General features: G+C 39.9%; 9 protein-coding genes. 4 read left to right on the top strand and 5 right to left on the bottom strand.

Annotated elements, in window-relative coordinates; genetic code table 11:
* Positions 1-37 precede the first annotated feature (37 nt).
* Positions 38-10213, bottom strand: a complete 10176-nt coding sequence (locus C8P64_RS01015; RefSeq protein ID WP_108170202.1) for an immunoglobulin domain-containing protein — start codon at positions 10211-10213, stop codon at positions 38-40.
* A gap of 294 nt (positions 10214-10507) precedes the next feature.
* Complete coding sequence (pruA, locus tag C8P64_RS01010; protein WP_108170201.1) at positions 10508-12151, bottom strand: L-glutamate gamma-semialdehyde dehydrogenase; 1644 nt, start codon at positions 12149-12151, stop codon at positions 10508-10510.
* Between the two features lie 139 nt (positions 12152-12290).
* On the opposite strand from pruA, the gene C8P64_RS01005 reads away from it, so the two are divergent.
* The gene (locus tag C8P64_RS01005; protein WP_108170200.1) at positions 12291-13010 is read left to right on the top strand and encodes an NRDE family protein; all 720 of its coding nucleotides are present in this window, start codon (positions 12291-12293) and stop codon (positions 13008-13010) included.
* Here C8P64_RS01005 and apaG read toward each other — a convergent pair.
* Genes apaG through C8P64_RS00990 form a run of 3 tightly spaced genes read right to left on the bottom strand, consistent with a single transcriptional unit; the run spans position 12995 to position 15761 of the window.
* Entirely contained in the window at positions 12995-13381 is a 387-nt protein-coding gene (gene apaG / locus C8P64_RS01000; RefSeq protein ID WP_108170199.1) for a Co2+/Mg2+ efflux protein ApaG, read from the bottom strand. The two genes, C8P64_RS01005 and apaG, sit on opposite strands and share 16 nt — an antisense overlap.
* A gap of 1 nt (position 13382) precedes the next feature.
* Positions 13383-14495 carry a DUF3667 domain-containing protein gene (locus tag C8P64_RS00995; protein ID WP_108170198.1) on the bottom strand — a complete coding sequence of 371 codons (1113 nt, stop codon included), beginning with the start codon at positions 14493-14495 and terminating at the stop codon, positions 13383-13385.
* 12 nt (positions 14496-14507) lie between these two features.
* Positions 14508-15761: a type IX secretion system plug protein gene (locus C8P64_RS00990; protein ID WP_108170197.1), complete on the bottom strand. Its 1254-nt coding sequence runs from the start codon at positions 15759-15761 to the stop codon at positions 14508-14510.
* Positions 15762-15921: 160 nt separating this feature from the next.
* Here C8P64_RS00990 and C8P64_RS00985 point away from each other — a divergent pair, with 160 nt between their 5' ends.
* From C8P64_RS00985 to C8P64_RS00975, 3 genes are read left to right on the top strand one after another with little or no spacing between them, the layout of a single operon-like run.
* Positions 15922-17265, top strand: coding sequence for a Na(+)-translocating NADH-quinone reductase subunit A (locus tag C8P64_RS00985; RefSeq protein ID WP_108170196.1), 1344 nt, complete (start codon positions 15922-15924; stop codon positions 17263-17265).
* Positions 17266-17279: 14 nt separating this feature from the next.
* Positions 17280-18467, top strand: a complete 1188-nt coding sequence (locus C8P64_RS00980) for an NADH:ubiquinone reductase (Na(+)-transporting) subunit B (RefSeq protein WP_108170195.1) — start codon at positions 17280-17282, stop codon at positions 18465-18467.
* 2 nt (positions 18468-18469) lie between these two features.
* Positions 18470-19213 (top strand): Na(+)-translocating NADH-quinone reductase subunit C, encoded by a 744-nt coding sequence (locus C8P64_RS00975; RefSeq protein WP_108170194.1) that lies wholly within the window; start codon positions 18470-18472, stop codon positions 19211-19213.

Genomic DNA, 19213 nt, shown 5'->3' with positions numbered 1-19213 from the left:
TAGATCCTTTCTTATGAACTATTTACTAAATGATTATTTATTCTATAATGATCTTTTTGTTGCAAATACCATTTTCACAGTATACTTTCACTATATAAACTCCAGATCTAACGGGCCTCATACCTAAACGGATCTCTTTTTCAGTAGGCAATTCATCGAATTGTTGGATCAATTTTCCACCCAGATCAAATATCATGACTTTATCTACTTCTAGAAGATCGAAATTACTAATCTTAACCTGTTTGTCGAAACGGCTATAACTTATACCCACGATACCGTCTAAAATTGGAAGATCGGGATTTATAATATCGTCTGGATCCAAGGCCTTCTCTTTAAAGAAAATAAGTTCGAAACGGTCTGTGATCTCTCCGGCATCTTCAATTTTTCCAATATAATCTTCTTTTAGGATGTCATGGATAGTATCTATCGTTTTATCTTTCAAATAAAGTTCTTTTCCTTCAGGCCAGTTTTCGGTAGCATCGATCTTTATTTTAAATTCACCACCTTCCTTGGTTTTTATAGCCAAAGGTAATATCTGTTCTTTCTCAAAATCTGGAACTCCTTGTATTACAAAACCATGTCCCCCCAACCACCAGTACATATCCTCGATATTATTTTCAATGAGTGGCGCGTCGTAACCAATATCAAAACCATTTGAAGTTTTTTCATCCTTGGTTACTAGAATTTGACGATGAAAACCTTTAGGTGATTCAAATTTCACTCTAATCTTCGTTCTATTGTCTTCATTAGTTTTATTTCGCTGGCCTTTGATATTTTGACCTTCTTGGTTTTTGAAAGTTGTGTTTCCTCCTGAAATAGTTTCGAAAACTCTTTGAGTATTCTTGAAAATTATATTGCCTGAGAAATTATACGTTTGACCAAATACGGTCAATGAAGTACTGTTTAGAAAAAATCCTTGAGCTACAGGAATATACCTCTGAGGTTTTCCATTAGGACTATCTTGCTGGTTATCATTTATTCTAGAATCAATTGAAGAAGCAGCTTCAATATTCCCAGCCAAGCTGTAAACAGCATATCCTCCAATATACTCTTCTAAAATGTGAGTATAACCATCAAAATGATCCCAGTAATAAAGTGTTCCGTTAAATACGTTTTCGTTTTTTGCATTTGTTCCATCGTTTCCTGGTAGATCATTAAGATTATCTTTTAGGAACTCATGAGCATCGATAGCAGATGGATATGGATTTCCTACTAGATAGTTCTGATTATTTCCTAATTTTAAAGAATCATATGGAATATTACCATTATTAGGTTTACCTCTAAAAGTGTACTTTTGTTTGTCATTAAGGCCCGCCGATCCCGTTGTTCCTTTCATAGAGTAGCCTGCTCCAACAATTTCTAAATAATCAGATCCCAGATGTAACCATTTACCATAGACATCTGCATCTCCACCTCTAAAATCCCAAATCCATTCATTACTTATGATCATAGGATTTGATTTTGGACCATCTGCAGAAAAATAACCATCTAAAAATTTAATGTCATCTGGATCATTTTCTTTATCCCCATTAAGTAGAACTGTATCTAAAGAAAAACCGGAATTATTAGCAGTCCCCTGGTTACTAACAGGGCTGGTCCAGTAGTTATAGTTAAATGAACTCATTCTTCCTTCCTGATTAGCTTCTAGCCATCCGGAACTTTTATTGTCTAAAATACTTCCGTGATCCTGTAATAATTGCGATTCACCTTCCAAATCCATATTCCCGTCAAGTAACAGGTAGTGTGAGATTCTAATGAAATGATCATTTGGAATTGATTCTACGCTCAATTCTTTTCCTGGAGTTTCTGAAAGTAGCCCCAGCATTGTAATATTCTTATTTCCCGAGAAAATATTATGATTTATACGTGCGATATTCCATTCAATTGGAGTGTTTTTAATACCATTGCTATTAGGTGTATCCCAGACGTTAGGTCTCGCCCAGGTGTTATCTGTTTCCCAAGTTTGATTATCCCTAAATGAGAAATAAGGAGTAGGCGAGGTGTTCTGTTGGTGGGTGGTCATATTATGTAACCTCGCATTTACTCCGGTTAAAGCAAGGTTTGGTGAGAACCCAGCCACAGGCTTATAGGTATCTGGTATAATACCTAAATCTGGATCTGGCTCTGCCGATATCAATCTGTAATAAGAAATTAAGTCATCCCAATTCACGTTATAAAACGGTTCGGTTTTTGAGCCATCAAAATGGAGGTTTTGATTTTCACCGTTAATATTTTGAGTTAAATAGCTTCCATTAATTGAAAGATTCGGAACAACTTCTCCTTGGACAATTTCACCTTCTCCTTTGCTAGATAGATCTAATCTTTGATTCATCATGAATCTGATTTCCTTTATATCCAAAAGAGTTTTCCAGATACGTACTTCTTCGATCCATCCAGAGAAAAACTCATCCATTTTCTTTTCAGAAGTATTCCATTTGGCTCCAATGTAGGTCTTGTTACCAGTACCCGTTCCCCCAGTAATTGTTACGCCAGAATCTATTCCGTCTATATATAATTTGCTTCCAATTAAAGATATGTGATACCAGCGTGAATTAGGAGTTACAGCAGCTGGCAGGTCAGACATTTGAATTTCTATACCAGGACCCGAGATGATGGTACCAGTTGAAGCTTCAGGATATATCCACATTTCGAAGGTTCTGGCATCTGCAAATATGTCTTCAATGGATACGTAATCATCTACCCCGTCAAAATCGAGCGTGGTACATTCTGGTATTTGAACTTCTACTATATTGGATTCTGGAGGACAACCTAAATTCTCTACAAGTTGGCCTCTCAAAGTTTCATCCTTATAATTGTCCGGATAAACTGCAGTTGGGATTAATTCATAGGAAAAAGAAAAGTCCCCAAGTCCCTCTGCTTCCAGAATTGCATTTGGATTATTGATAGGATCTGGAGTGGTAGTCCCATCAGGATTTATCAAGGTATATTCTCCTTCTCCTGTTATTACCCAAACTCCTTTATATCCATCTACGGTAGTTGGCGGATCTTCATTTTCAGACAAAGGAATCAATTCTGATGTAACATCTCCCTGGAAATCTCCGGTTACCGTTGCACTAAGTTGTACACGAGTATTTCCACATTCTCCAGCTTCCGCAGTTACGGTAGAAGTATATTTGTCAAATACAAAAACCTGAATGGTTTCAAAATTGTTGATGCTTTCACAAGGATCACCATTACTGTCAAGAATTAAGGCTGTTCTTACCTCAAAGTCATTCCAACCCAAAGTAGGCCAGTCATTGCCGTTTTGTGGATAACTAACAGTGGTTTGATTTACCTCTCCTATTTGTTCCAGGTCTGGATCATTAGGATCAAAAGAACCAGTTTCAGGGCTATGGTCATAATACCAGATAAGCTGAACTTTTTGAGGGCCATCTGGAACTTTAATGTTGTCAACCGCCCAAACATCTCCATCTATAGTTCCAATAAAAGTAAATCTAACTCTTAAATTTGTTTCCCCTAAATAATCACCAAGATCAATGGACATCTGGTTTATACCAGGATCTCCCTCCCCAAAATGATCGAAATTTCCACTGCTACCGGTGCTTATAGTTCCATCTCCTACCTTAAAATAAATAATATCCTGATGACTGAAATTGATGTCTTCTAGTTCTGGAATCGGATATCCTAAAGGATAACTATTACCACCGTTTCTAGAAATTTCTACCATTATGACTGCATTTTCAGTAAGATTATATGCTTGGTCCCAGGTTAAAATAGCTTCATCTAGTCCGGTGAGCGAAAATACAGGCGTTTCCATATGAGAATCATTATCTCCTGTAACCAGGGCAAAACCTTTATTTCCTGCATTCCCACTGTAAGTTCTATAATTTACCATGGTTCCCTCTAACTCGGGGTTTGGAATGTTTGCATTATAAACTTTTTCATTCGCCGGATCGCTTCCATGTGGATTCATTCTTCCCCATGTGCTCGATCTTCCGTTATTTACACTACCTTCAAAATTAAAAGGAGAGCCATCTGGATTCGTGAAATTCCAACCAGAACCATTATTGTCTAAACCAGCCTGATCGAATGCACCTCCTTCAAACTTACCGGCTTCGCTTCCGTACCCAGTTTCAGAACTAAGTGTAACCAGTTCATTATAGCAGAGTACATCCGGATCAGATTCTACTGGTGATGGTTTTATGTCATCTGGAATAACGCTTAATATGGCTGTTTGACTATAAACTGGATTATCAGGATCATCACAAGCCCCATTAGCAATCCGGACTCTAAAAACTGTACTTTCAACTGAATTTCCCAGAATGGATTCAAAATCATCTCTGTTTATGCTTGGATTCTGAGAGTCGTAGGTTTGCCACACCCCACTAGATACTGTTCGGTACTGCCATTCCATAATCTGTCCTGATTGGCCTGAAAGGGATAGAACTTCATTTAAGGTGTTGGTTTGAACTTCACAGGTTAAGAAGATTCTCTCATCATTATCCCATGCCAGAGCGCCTCCCTCGGGTAAAGCGTCCACCCTAATAGTTTCAGAATGACTTACTTCGGGGCATCCCTCTGACTCTGGTATTGTATAAGTTATGGTATGCTCTCCCACAGGAATTTGTGAAATTACCCCCCAATTAATTTCTCCTGTGTTTACATCTAAAAATGAATCCAGAGTAGTACTTGAATAAGTTCCATTTGGATCAGGCTCTTCACCTATACTTAAAACCATTTCAGAAATACAAACTGCATTTTCCTCATTAAGATTGGCGTAACTGAAATCCGCTACTGGTAATTTGGTTATCGTAATGTTTGCTGTAGCAGTCACCTCTTCACAGCCATTCGCTGCAACGATAGTATTGGTTACAGTATAGGCGCCCGGCGTGCTTGCAGCCATATCTATCTCCCCTGTATTACTATTAGCAAAAACGAGACCTTCGGTGGAAGTATATTCACCATGTTGGGCATCGCTGCCTAATGTTACTATTGGGTTAGGATCATTCGAGCAATAAGGAGTATCCTGGTAGGAAAAAATGGCAACAGGAAGTTTGGTGATCGTTATATCTGTGGTAGCGGTCACTTCTTCACACCCACCTGCTGGAGCAATGGTATTAGTTATGGTGTATGTGCCCGGTTCACTGGATGCCAGATCGATTTCACCTGTGCTTGTATCTACAAAGGCTAAACCTGTTGTAGAGCTGAAAACACCTTTTTCAGCTCCAGTTGCCATAGTTGGTAAAGGATTTTCTGAGTTACTACAAAAAGGGGAATCTGGATAGGAAAAGTCAGCAATTGGTAATGGACCAATTGTAACATCAAAACTTGATGAAACGGGGTTACATATTCCGTCATCAGGAGTTGTATAAGTGACCGTGTACGATCCCACCGTACTACCTGCAGGTGTAATAACTCCTGTATTACTGTCAATATTTAATGTTCCTGATCCTCCATCATTATATACCGCCGAAAAAGTTCCTCCCTGGAAATTATTCTCCCCAGTAAGGTTTGGGTTCTGACCACTATTAATGGATGCACAAAATTCTGAAGCTGTATAACTAAAGCTATTGAGTACTGGTTGTCTGGAAAAAGTAAGCTCTTTGGTTGCTGAAACTTCTTCAGCAGAACATCCATTGATGCCGAATGCTTTGAGAGTAATAATTACCGGGTTAGATTCATCAAAGTTTTCATCTGGTGTAAAGGTGGCTCCGGTAAGAGAATTAGGGTTTGAGATTGTTCCAGTGCCTGAAGGAACAGACCATTCTATGATGGCCTTGCTTTCATCCACTAGGGCTCCTGTAGTTATATTTATAGGAGTAGAACCGTCGAAACATGCCTCGTAATAAGCTCCTATAGCTTCTATTTCAGGTAGTTCGCTTACGATTAATACACCTGGATTTGAAATGATCTGCGAACATGATCCATCCGGACTGCTAATCACCACATCATAATTTCCCGCATCTTCGGTACTTATATTAGAGATTGTTAATTGAGCGGTTTCCTCACCTGCATATTTTGCAGGATCTGAAATTGGAATTCCATCTTTTCTCCACAAATAGTTGGATATATCTCCTGTTACAGAAACACTTAGGACAATAGAGCTTTCTCCTTCGCAAGTGATCACTTCTGGCTGTGGCTGGCTGTCAATAATGATATCCTGGTTTACTATGATTTCGGCCGAAGTAGAGGTCTGAGAAGAACATGGATCAGTTCCGTAGACTTTAACTGTATAAATCCCATTGTCTTCAATGGATGCCTGATCGATGGTGAGAGTTGAAGTTGTAATACCGGTAGAAGTTCCATCTTTCAACCATTCATAAGTTAACCCCGTGCCGGTAGCTTCTACGCTAAGACTTACCGGGAAACCTGCACATACGCTCTGGCTGGGTTCAGGTTCAGAAGTAATCAAAACTGGCTCGTTAACAATGAGATTTGCTATTTCCGAGGTTACTGGTTCACAGGGATCTGTGCCTGTCACCACTACGGTGTATTCACCCGCATCAGCAGGTGTTGCGCCAGTAATTGAAAGGGAAGCGTCTTGAGCTCCACTAATGTCGTTGCCGTTCTTTTGCCATTGATAAGTTAATCCGGTTCCGCTAGCTTCCATGCCGAATATTACATCGCTTCCAGAGCATATTTCCTGAGATACTGGTTGGGTGTCAATTACAACTATATCATTAACAGTAAGATTTGCCGTTTCTGAAGTAACCGCTTCACAGGGGTCTGTTCCTGAAACGATCACCGTATAATCTCCTGCATTAGCATCAGTGATATTAGCGATTGAAAGAGTTGACTCTGTAGCATTCTCAATATCCTCCCCGTCTAATTGCCATTGATAGGCCAATCCGGTTCCGGTAGCCTCCACACTGAATTCCGCTGTACTTCCTGAACATAAAACCTGTGAGGCAGGTTGAGTATTAATTTCTACAATTTCATTAACTGTTAGGACTGATTCTTCTGATGTAAGGGTTTCGCACGGGTCAGTTCCTGATATGATCACAGTATAGGTGCCCGCATCATTTGCTGCTATTTCTGAAATTGAAAGTGAAGCACCTGTAGCATTCTCAATATCCTCTCCATCTAATTGCCATTGATAGGCCAATCCGGTTCCGGTGGCTTCCACACTGAATTCCGCTGTACTTCCTGAGCATAAAGTCTGAGATGGAACGGGCTGTGTGGTAATTGCGACAATTTCATTGACAACCAAATCTACCTCGTTGGAAGTAACCGCTTGGCAAGGATTAGCACCCGAAACGATCACCTTATATTTTCCGTTGTTACCCGGGGTTGCATTGGGTATTGAGAAAGTGGCATTCGTTGCATTCGTAATATCAATGCCATCCTTTTGCCACTGATAGGTTAATCCCGTGCCTGTGGCAGATACACTGAATTCTGCAGTATTCCCAGAACAGATAGTTTGCTCAACAGGTTGATTTGTTATAGCCACGGCCTCATTGACTATTAATTCAGAAACATTCGAAGTTACTGAAGTGCAAGGGTTTTTTCCTGTAATAACCACCTGATAGTTTCCGGCATCTGCCGTTGTGATATTGTTTAAGTTAAAACTGGCTCCGTTTGCTCCTGAAATATTAGTCCCATTTTTCTGCCATTGATAGGTTAGCCCTGTACCGGTGGCGGCAACATTAAAAGTAGCTGTGTTACCTGAACATAGAGTTTGTGAGGCTATTGGTTGGGTAGTTATGCTTGGTGGTGCATTAACCGTTAAGGTAATCTTTGCAGTACCTGGACTATTAGAGCAGCCATTCCCGGTAGGCGCATTCGTGGTGATAGTAAGATCAACAGTTCCCTCGGTGATTGATGGGGTGTATGTAGCTGTTACGGTTGTAGGATTAGTTCCGGAGGTCACCACATTAGTGAAATTTCCCGTAGATGCAGTCCAGGTTCCGAAGGCTGCATTCCCTCTTAGGGTTCCAACCACCGTGATAGAGTTACCGGCACATACTGTTGCAGTAGGAGAAGGAACCGTAACACCTGTGAAATTGTCAATATTTAGACTAGCAGATTTGCTTCCATTGCTCCCGCAAGGATTAAATGCCTGTACCGTGACCGTCTGGTTTTTTCCAACGTTAGCCGTTGCATCAACTTTAACTTTAATAACATTTTTACCTTCATAGCCCGGAACAATACTAAAGCCCGGGGGTAAGGTCCATTGATAATATTCAGCATTGGCTACAGCGGGTATCGAAATATCTATTTCGTTAGCTGGCGGACAAACAGACGCTGGGAGAGTAATTTTTCCATTATTCCCGGTCCAGTTCTCAGGGGCCTGTGGAAAAACTTTTAATTGAATTCCATTACTATTAACTGGATTCGGAGCTGCGCAAGGGGCATTCGAAGTCATTCTTACACTAATAGTATTGCCCGTCTGAGCCGAAGTAGCAGTATAGGTTGATCCCGTAGCACCGGATATAGGTGTACTGTTTCTAAACCATTGATAGGTTGGATTGGATCCTCCATTTACAGGCGTAGCAGTAAAGGTAACCGGCTGGCCATTACTGGAACAGATATTATCGTTAGATGCGCTTATGGATACAGAAGGAATTACTGTAGGGGTGACATTTATAGTTTTAGAAGCGCTTAAAGTTCCACAAAATCCTCCTGAAGTGGTAAGGGTAAGGGTAATCGTTGCGGGTGCGTTAGCAGCTGCTGTATATGTTGAATTTGGGTTATTGGGATTACTAAAAGTACCACCTGCACTGCCATCAGACCAGGTTGCGGAAGTAGCACCTCCGCCAAAACTTCCTCCAAGTGCAATGGTAGTTCCACCCTGGCAAATGGCTGGTACGGAACCACCTGCATTAACAGTTGGATTTTGATTTACAGTTAAAGTTTTAGAAGCGCTTACATTTCCACAGGATCCTCCCGAAGTGGTAAGGGTAAGGGTAACCGTTGCGGGTGCGTTGGCCGCAGCCGTATAGGTTGTATTTCCAGGGTTGTTTCCGGAATTATTAGTAAATGTTCCACCTGCACCACCATCAGACCAAATTGCTGAAGTTGCTCCTCCTCCAAAAGATCCACCAAGAGAGGCGGTTGTCCCCCCCTGGCAAATGGCTGTAAGGGCTCCACCTGCATTAACCGTAGGATTAGGATTTACGGTCAAAGTTTTCGAAGCGCTAACACTTCCACATGATCCACCAGAAGTTGTAAGTGTTAAAGTTACAGTTGAAGGTGCGTTAGCAGCTGCTGTATATGTTGAATTTGGGTTATTGGGATTACTAAATGTACCACCGGCACCACCATCAGTCCAAATTGCAGAGGTTGCTCCTCCGCCAAAAGATCCACCAAGGGCTGCGGTTGTTCCACCCTGGCATATGGCTGGTACGGCACCACCTGCATTAACAGTTGGATTTGGATTTACAGTTAAAGTTTTAGAAGCGCTTAAAGTTCCACAAGATCCTCCCGAGGTCGTAAGAGTTAGAGTTACCGTCGCGGGTGCATTTGCGGCAGCTGTATAAGTTGTACTGCCAGGATTATTTCCTGAATTGTTTGTAAAGGTACCACCTGCACCGCCATCAGACCAAACAGCTCCTGTTGCTCCTCCTCCAAAAGATCCTCCAAGTGCTATGGTTGTCGCCCCCTGGCAAATGGCTGTAAGGGCTCCACCTGCATTAACCGTAGGATTTGGATTTACGGTCAAAGTTTTCGAAGCGGTAACACTTCCACATGATCCACCAGAAGTTGTGAGTGTTAGCGTAATATTTCCATTTGCAGCAGCTGAAGCAGTGTAAGTTGTATTGCCTGGATTGCTTCCTGAATTATTTATAAAAGTTCCACCTGCACCGCCATCTGACCAAACAGCTGCTGTAGCACCTCCGCCAAAACTGCCGCCAAGTGCAACAGTTGTCGCACCCTGGCAAATAGCTGTGATTGCTCCTCCAGCATCTACCGTAGATAAGGCGTTTACATTGATAGTATAGAAATCACTGGTGAAAGTGCAATCAGTATCGGAACTGCTTTTAATAACAACTCTTATCTGGTCGCCATTTTTTAAATTACTTAATGGAGAGGTTTTATCTGTTTTTCCTGAAACATTTACTCCGTTTACCTGCCATTGGTACTGAAGATTTTCTCCGTCAGAATGATTCGCCGTAAACTCCACGGTAGTCCCCTCACAAATAGTATTGCTTGGATCTGCCGAAATAGTTACAGATGAAGGACATTGCCCCCAGGTTAGAATTGGGAGGAAAAGTAAGAATAATAAGAAATTCCCGTGTAATTTTTTACCCATAAGTACAAGGTTTTATTACAATAATCAGTTACGTAGGGTATAATAAAATGGGGTAAAATAATGCGGGGCAGCATTAGTTCGCTACATCACATAATTTGTTGAGGGCAAGTGAAATAGCAGATAAATGTAAACGAAATTTATTAAATAATCATAAATTTTCGCTAAAAAACGTTGATTGTCGATGAAATTAGTAATTTTTTCTGAATAAAATTATAAGTAACTGATAGTCAATTACAAATAAAAAAGGCCGCTCTAAGAAGCGGCCTTTAAATATAATTGATATGTTCCCAGGAATTATTCTCCCATAAATGGATATCTGTAATCTGTAGCTGGTACAAATGTTTCCTTGATCAATCTCACCGAGATCCATCTCATCAGGTTCATCTTGGAACCTGCCTTGTCGTTAGTACCACTGGATCTAGCACCACCAAATGGCTGCTGACCTACGACAGCTCCTGTTGGCTTGTCATTGATATAGAAATTACCAGCCGCATTCTGTAGCAGATCTGTCGCTTGAGCAGCCGCATAACGGTCTCCAGATAAAATAGCTCCTGTTAAGGCATAAATACTGGTGTTGTCTACAACTTCGCAGATATCTGCCCATTTCTTCTCATTGAAGTTTTTATCATCATACAGGTAAATGGTAACAACCGGACCAAATAATTCGGTTTCCATAGTAGTATAATGAGGATCGGTGGTTAGGATAACGGTTGGTTCAATAAAGTAACCTTTAGATTTATCATAATTACCACCAACTACGATCTCTGCATTTTTATCTTTCTTGGCTTTATCAATATAGCTTGCCAGTTTATCGAAGGAAGCTTCGTGAATTACGGCATTGATAAAGTTGGTCATATCTTCCGGAGATCCCATTTTAAAAGATTTCACATCTTCTACAACAAAATCCTTGATCTCTGGCCAAAGGCTTTTTGGAAGGTAAACTCTGGAAGCAGCACTACATTTCTGACCCTGGTATTCAAAAGCTCCTCTTGAGATTGCGGTGGCAACCTGTTTTGCTTTTGCCGTAGGATGTGCAAGAATAAAATCTTTTCCTCCAGTTTCCCCAACGATTCTTGGGTATGATTTGTATTTACGGATGTTCTTACCAATTTTCTCCCAGATTCCCTTAAATACATCTGTACTTCCGGTAAAGTGGATTCCGGCAAAATCTGGACTTGCAAGTACTGTATCGGTGATCATTTCTGGATCACCGTTGATCATATTGATCACACCATCTGGAACTCCGGCTTCTTTGAATACTTCCATAAGCACCTGAGCAGATAGCATCTGGCTATCACTTGGCTTCCATACAGCAACATTACCCATAAGGGCTGCACTTGACGGAAGGTTACCTGCAATTGCCGTAAAATTAAATGGAGTGATCGCGTAAACAAATCCTTCAAGAGGTCTGTACTCTACACGGTTCCAGTTTCCGTCAGAAGAAATTGGTTGCTCATTATAAAGTTCAGCCATGAACTCTACATTAAATCTAAGGAAGTCACAGATCTCTGCGGCAGAATCTATTTCAGCCTGGTAGATATTTTTTGACTGTCCTATCATTGTAGCAGCATTTATTCTCTGTCTGTAAGGACCAGAAATAAGATCTGCAGCTTTAAGGAAAATAGCAGCACGTTGTTCCCACTCTAGTTTAGACCATTTTTTTCTGGCTTCCAAAGATTCAGCGATCGCTTTTTCTACATGTTTTTTCTTAGCCAGATGATAGGTTCCAACTACGTGTTTGTGGTCGTGTGGAGGGTTTATGGTTTTAGTATCACCTGTTTTTATTTCTTCAGATCCTATATAAAGCGGAACCTCGGTATTAGCGTTCCATAGATCCTTGTAAGTAAGTAAAACTTCCTCTCTTTCGGGAGTTCCTGGTGCGTAGCTCTTAACTGGCTCATTTACAGCCACAGGAACGTGAAAAAATCCTTTTCCCATAATATTATTTTGCTTTTTTCGATTGTAATTTTAATTCGGCTAAAGGTAAAAAAATAAAGCGGTTTAGAAGAACAAGTAAGCACCGTTCACGAAAGCTTAACTTTTTTTGTAATTTTCCTTAAAATTTTGAAATTCACTTATGTGTACCGTCACTTTAGTTCCGCATCCAGATTCGATGAATGGTTTTATTCTTACCTCAAACCGAGATGAAGCTGTAAGCAGGGATACACTCGCTCCACAGACGGAAGTTTATAAGGAGACAAAGCTCTATTTTCCCAAAGATAAAGAGGCCGGTGGTACTTGGCTGGGGGTAAGTGAACATCTTCGCTGTATCTGCCTGATGAATGGCGCCGATAAACCGCACGTAAGAAAACCGGAATACAGAAAAAGCAGGGGAGTGGTCGTAAAAGATTTCCTAAGCCGAAAAAAGCTGAAAAAGGTTTTGAAAGATTATAAGCTGGATGGAATAGAGCCGTTCACTATGATCATAGTCGACTGGCACAACGGGCTCATTTTCTATGAATTGTTATGGGATGGAGAAGAGCGAAGGATAAAAAAATTGCCGATGCAAGAGCATATCTGGTCATCTTCTCCTTTGTATACTGAATCTATGAAGGGAATGAGGAAAAAATGGTTCAATGAATTGAAAGAAACCAAAGGACTTTCATCTGAAGCACTTTTAGATTTTCATCATAATGCAGGAGAAGGAAGCAAAGAATATGATTTGATCATTGATCGTGGATTTTTGAGAACTCAAAGTATAAGCCAGGTTTTCAATAACTCGAATGAATTAAAGTTTACTTATGAAAATCTTAGAACCAGGGATCTTACCGAAGAGTATTTTCAGTTTAGCGCGTAAGGAGCACTAAGTTTAAACGATGGTATTCTTACCTTAAAGCTTCTGGAATTGGAAAAATTGATCATGTTATAATAGCCTGTCATGGCTCCAAAGGGACCGGTTAAAAGACAGCCACTTTGATAAGTATGGCTTTCGCCAGGTTTTAGAACGGGTTGCTGGCCAATTACACCTTTACCTTTTACTATTTCGGTATCGTTAAGCGCATCTTTGATCTCCCAGAATCGTGATTTCAACTGAACAGAATCATTGCTTTGGTTCTCTATGGTTATCTGGTACCCAAAAGCATAATGCATCTTATAGTTCTTATAAAACATTCCTTCGAAATGGGTTTCGACAGAAATTTTGATGCCTTTTGTTATCTGCTGGGTCATTTTAAAAAATTGAGAACGAAACAATTACAGCGATAATTGTCGCGATTGCAGCTAAAATAAAAAATATTATGTTCAGTATGATAAACTTTAAAATCGTTTTAACACGGCCCTGACCATAAAAATTACGCATGGATTTATACAGGTAAAAAACAAAGATGGTATTCGCTAAAGTGAACCCCCAGTCAGACTTTATAATATAATCTATAGAATAGCCTATAATGTAAAGCACGAACAAAGTGGTTTGTACATGAAACGCAAAAATTAGATGCTCCATATAGTTGAACGGGCGCCTCAGGTAGATAAGCCAGATGAAAAGGGCAAATACCGGCAGGTAGAAAAAGATGATAAAGGGCAGCTTATTAATAAAGTAATCTGCAAATAACTTGGGGTTATTGTAGAAAAGATCAAACCTCATGGCCTTATGGTAAAGCCAGGTGTTCCATCCTGTATTTTCGTATTCCAGTTCCTGCAATGCTTCTTCTGAATTGGCGACCTTTTTTTCTTTATAGTATTTATAGAAGATTTCCAGCTTGCGTGCGTTCTTGGAAAAGAAGTCCATCGTGTCCATTTCCTTTTCAGGGACATAGAAGTCTTTGTATGTTTCAGCTTTTTTCTCTCCCGATATTTTTCCAATTATAGAATCTACTTCAATATTCCTTTCTTTTAGGATCGGGATCTCTTCTAATTCGGCCTTTACCAGGCTATCTTTCTGGATCTCGGCCATTTCTTCCCGGAAACCTTCATCTCTTTCAGCCAGGTTAACACCTTCAAACCGGTCTGAAATTCCTGCAATAAGAAAGAAGATGATCGATGCGCTTAAATAAAATCGGAAAGGGTTGGCATACCTTACTCTTTTTCCGTTTATATAATCTTTAGAGATCTTTCCGGGTTTAAAAAGCATTACCCTTAAAGTCCTTTGAAACCTTGAATCGTAAGAAAACATTCCAGAGAAGAACTCGGTGATGAGGTCGCTAAAATTTAACTTCCGGGTAGAATTTTGCTGTCCACAATTAGGGCAGTAGCGATCGGTCTTATCTAAAGGAAGGTTACAGTTAAGGCAATGCTCACCGCGATATTTATAAATGACATCGTTTTTGTTGTATTTTTCCAGCATTGGGAAAAGGTATTAGTTTCGAATATTTTGAGAATTTGCATATCCAACACCAATCATTCTATCATACCTGGCTCCGGGCGTACGATAATAGACAAAAATGCTATATAGATTCTCTGTCTCATCAAAATTTCCACTTATGAATCCGTCGTCGATAGCACCGTCATCTGTGAGCAAAACATATTTGTAATTATAATAACCCTGCTTAAATAAACGGGCTCCTTCATAATAGCCCGTAACTTCATTATAGTTGAGCAAAGTACTTTTGTCCAGTTCAAAATTATTGAATCCACCATACAGATGGATCTCAGAATTTTCTACGAAATCATAATTCTTCAATCGAAAATGCACCCAGACATATTCGGCTTCGATATCAGAATTCTGTGCCTGCATATTTCTTATCACAAAACCACCATTGATATCGGGGTTATAGGTGTAAGGTTCATTCTTCCTGGTGAAATCCAGGAATAAATAATGATGGTAAAGATCCTCAAGTTCAACACTAGAAATATCTGAAGTGGTTACCCTTAATTCCTTATTATCGAACTGAAGAAATTCGTTACCTCCCCAGAAAGAAGATTCAGAATCATACCTGTAAATTAGCTCGTTGGCTATGGTATACTGGGGTTTAAGATCTTTAATAGCCAGTTTTAAATTGTTGTTTTGAACAACAGTTACCATTACATTCTGTTCCGGATTTTTAAGCAGCAGGTCTGGTGAATTGATACTGAAATTGACCACCTGCTTCTCGTCTATGAAATTAAGGTCCCGGGATCTTTTGATCTCAGCGCTAACCTGCGCTAGTGGTTCATAAACCATGAACTTTCTGGAAAATACAAGTTCACGGTTACTATTATAAATGCTTAAAATATAATTACCGGAAACCTTTAATTGCTTTACATTATTATTTGGAATACTAAGCTCGTAATGGGTATATGGCTGTAAGGTGTTCAGGGCATTAGTGAAATTCATGATCCTCACGTTATCAAAGCCCTCCAGGTATTCATTTTTGCTAAGCTGGCTTGGAGTCCAGTCGAAATTAAAATGTTCTATGGTATAGTAATAATCTGCTTCATCTCCAATGATATCGTCGAAACTTAGCCTGAGACTACTGCCTAATCTTATGGCGGGATTGCCTTCATTTTCCTGAGTTCCGCCCTGGAAAATAATGGTTCTTATGAACGATGGTGGGGAGGTTTCTTCCTGTTGCTGAGAATAGGCTGAGAAAGTAATTCCTCCAAGAATTAGAAAAAATAGAAAGGCTCTCATATAAATTATAATAGACAAAGTTAATAGAAATAAGCATTTTGCGGGAATTTATTTTAACAGTTGACCAAAGTAAAATTCTAATAATTGTTGGGATAAATGGACTGAAAATTCATAAATTTGCACGACTTTAAACTAAAAATTTTAACATACACTCCATCCTATGTCAAAAGACATTCGAATTAAAAGAGGATTATCTCTGCGATTAGAAGGGGAGGCGGAAAAAGAGCTTGTAAAGGCTCCGAGATCCAAGACTTACGCGATCAAACCGCCAGATTTTCACACTGTTGTACCTAAAATGGTTGTAAAAGAAGGAGCGAAGCTTCTTGCCGGTGATGAGATTTTCTATTCAAAATATACAGACGAAATTCGCTTTACTACACCTGTAAGCGGTGTTCTTAAAGAAATTAAAAGAGGGGATAAAAGAAGAATCCTTGAAGTGATCATTGAGGCAGACTCTCAAGATGCTTACCGTGAATTCGGTAAAATGGATGCATCTAAAGCAGACGCTAAAGATGTGAAGGAAAGAATTCTTGAAAGCGGTTGTGGTGCTTTTATTTATCAGCGACCTTATGATATTGTTGCAGATCCTAAAGACACTCCAAAAGCTATCTTTATTTCAGCGGTTACTACTGCGCCTCTTGCAGCCGATAAAGGTTTCATTATAAAGGATAAGGTTGAAGCGTTTCAGGAAGGGATCAACGCCCTTAAGAAATTAACTCCTGGAAAAGTTCACCTTTCTGTAGATGATAGTTCAGCTCAATATTTAAAGAATATTAAAGGAGTTGAATTGCATCACGTAAATGGAGCTCACCCGGCAGGTAATGTTGGAGTTCAAATTCATAAGATCGATCCTATTAACAGAGGAGAGAAAGTTTGGACCGTTGGAGTGGAAGATGTTGCCATTATTGGGAATGTGTTCTTAACCGGAGAGTATCATGCAGATCGCACCATCGCAGTAGCTGGTAGTGAAGCTAAAGATAGAAAGTACTATCAGGGAACTATTGGTTTAAATGTGGCGGACTTAATTGGTCTGGCTTCAGATGACGTTAGAATTATCTCTGGTGACGTTCTTACTGGTACTAAACTTTCTAATAATCAATATGTAGGTTTCTTCGAAAATGAAGTGACCCTTATTCCTGAAGGTAATAATTACAGAATGTTTGGTTGGTTGCCTTTTACCTACAATAACATTCATTCAAATTCACATACTTCTTTATCCTGGTTATTCCCTAATAGAAAGTATAAGCCAACTACCAATTTAAATGGTGAAGAGCGTGCTTTAGTTGTTACCGGAGAAATGGAAGAGGTTCTGCCAATGGATATTTACCCTATGCAGCTTATAAAAGCATGTATGGCCGGTGATATCGAAAAAATGGAAAATCTTGGGATCTATGAAGTAGCACCTGAAGATTTTGCCCTGGTAGAATACGTGAATACTTCTAAAATAGAGATTCAGGAAGTAATTAGATTAGGTCTGGATTTAATGATCACTGAAGTAGGTTAAAAAGCTGAAGAACTATGGAATGGATTAGACAAAGATTAGATAAAATAAGGGAGCCTTTTAATAAGGGTCAAAAATTAGAAAAGTATGCTCCGGCGATCAATGCCTTGGATACTTTCCTTTTTACTCCTAATCATACAACTCAAAAAGGAGCTCACATTCGTGATGCGGTGGACCTTAAAAGAACCATGATCACCGTGGTTCTTGCACTTGTACCAGCGCTTATCTTTGGAATGTGGAATGGTGGGTACCAGTATCTTCACCAGTTGCCCGAATATGCGAACGGTGTGCCGTTTCTGGATGCCTTTATTCATGGTGCTCTTAAGATAGTGCCAATGATCGCTGTATCTTATGCAGTAGGTCTTGGGATCGAATTTGCTTTCGCGATCTTTAGAGGTCACGAAGTGAACGAAGGTTACCTGGTTACAGGATTGCTTATTCCTATGATCATGCCAATAGATATTCCTTTATGGATGGTGGCATTATCTGTAGTATTTGCGGTTCTTATCGGGAAAGAAGCTTTTGGTGGTACAGGAATGAATATTCTGAATCCTGCACTAACGGCTCGTGCATTTGCTTTCTTCGCGTATCCTACTTACATGTCTGGTAATACAGTATGGGTAAGTAACGCAGCTGAAGTGGATGCAGTTTCAGGAGAAACAATTCTTGGAACCCTGGCTTCAGGAAATGAAGTAGGCTATTCAGCAATGAATATGTTTAGCGGGATGATCCCGGGATCTATTGCAGAAACTTCTGCGATCTGTATCCTTGCCGGAGCCTTGATACTAGTACTAACCAAAGTAGGTAGCTGGAGAATTATCCTGAGTGCATTTATTGGTGCCGCCGTTATGGGAATGATCTTTAACGCGCTTCCTTCAATGGGGCTGGAAGGGAATGATCTAACGAACTTCCCATGGTACTTACACTTGATCGTTGGTGGACTTGCCTTTGGTATTGTGTTTATGGCAACAGATCCGGTATCTGCGGCTCAAACCATGAAAGGTAAGTGGATCTATGGATTCCTTGTTGGATTCCTGTCAGTAATGATCCGTGTATTCAACCCGGCATATCCAGAAGGTGTGATGCTAGGAATTCTATTGATGAACGTTTTTGCTCCAACTATTGATCATTATGTGGTTCAATCTAACATCAATAGAAGAAAGAAAAGACTTAAGAATGCTAATCCTCAGGTAGAAACAGCATAGATATGGAAGAGAAATCAGTAAATAAAACAAATAGCAACGGTTATACATTTATGTTTGCCGTGATCATGGTAGTTGTAGTTGCTGCGGTGCTGGCATTTGCTGCTACTTCGCTTCAACCAACTCAGCAAGAGAACATCCGTAAGGAGAAAATGCAAAATATCCTTTCTACGGTTGGTATTACTACCGATAGAGATGGCGCAAAAGAGCTTTACGATCAATATATCGTTGAAGAGGTTGCTATTAGAGAAGATGGTACTATAGATGAATCTGTAGATGCATTTAAGGTAGACCTTGCTAAAGAGTTAAAGAAGCCTGTAGAAGAGCAGGTATTTCCACTTTACGTTGCAGAAGTTGAAGGTTCTAAATATTATATCGTTCCTTTAAGAGGTAACGGACTTTGGAATGCGATCTTCGGATATATTTCCCTTAAAGACGACGTGAATACTATTAAAGGTGCAACTTTTGACCACCTTGGTGAAACTCCTGGTCTTGGAGCAGAGATCACTAAAGAATGGTTCAGAAAGAAGTTTGAAGATGAAAAGATCTTCGATGAGAACGGGAACCTTGTAGGTGTTTCAGTTGTAAAAGGAAACATAGACGTGTCAGATAAGGATGATAATAAAGTGGATGCGATTTCGGGAGCGACGATCACCGGTGACGGTGTTTCAGATATGATCTCAGAAAGACTGAAGCGTTACCTGCCTTATTTCGAGCAGCAAAAAGATTTTAAAGTAGCAATAAAATAA

The sequence above is a fragment of the Christiangramia gaetbulicola genome (assembly GCF_003054225.1).
Lineage (GTDB): Bacteria > Bacteroidota > Bacteroidia > Flavobacteriales > Flavobacteriaceae > Christiangramia > Christiangramia gaetbulicola.
The sequence above is the reverse complement of the archived record's forward strand: the minus strand, read 5'-3'. Positions and strand labels throughout refer to the sequence as shown.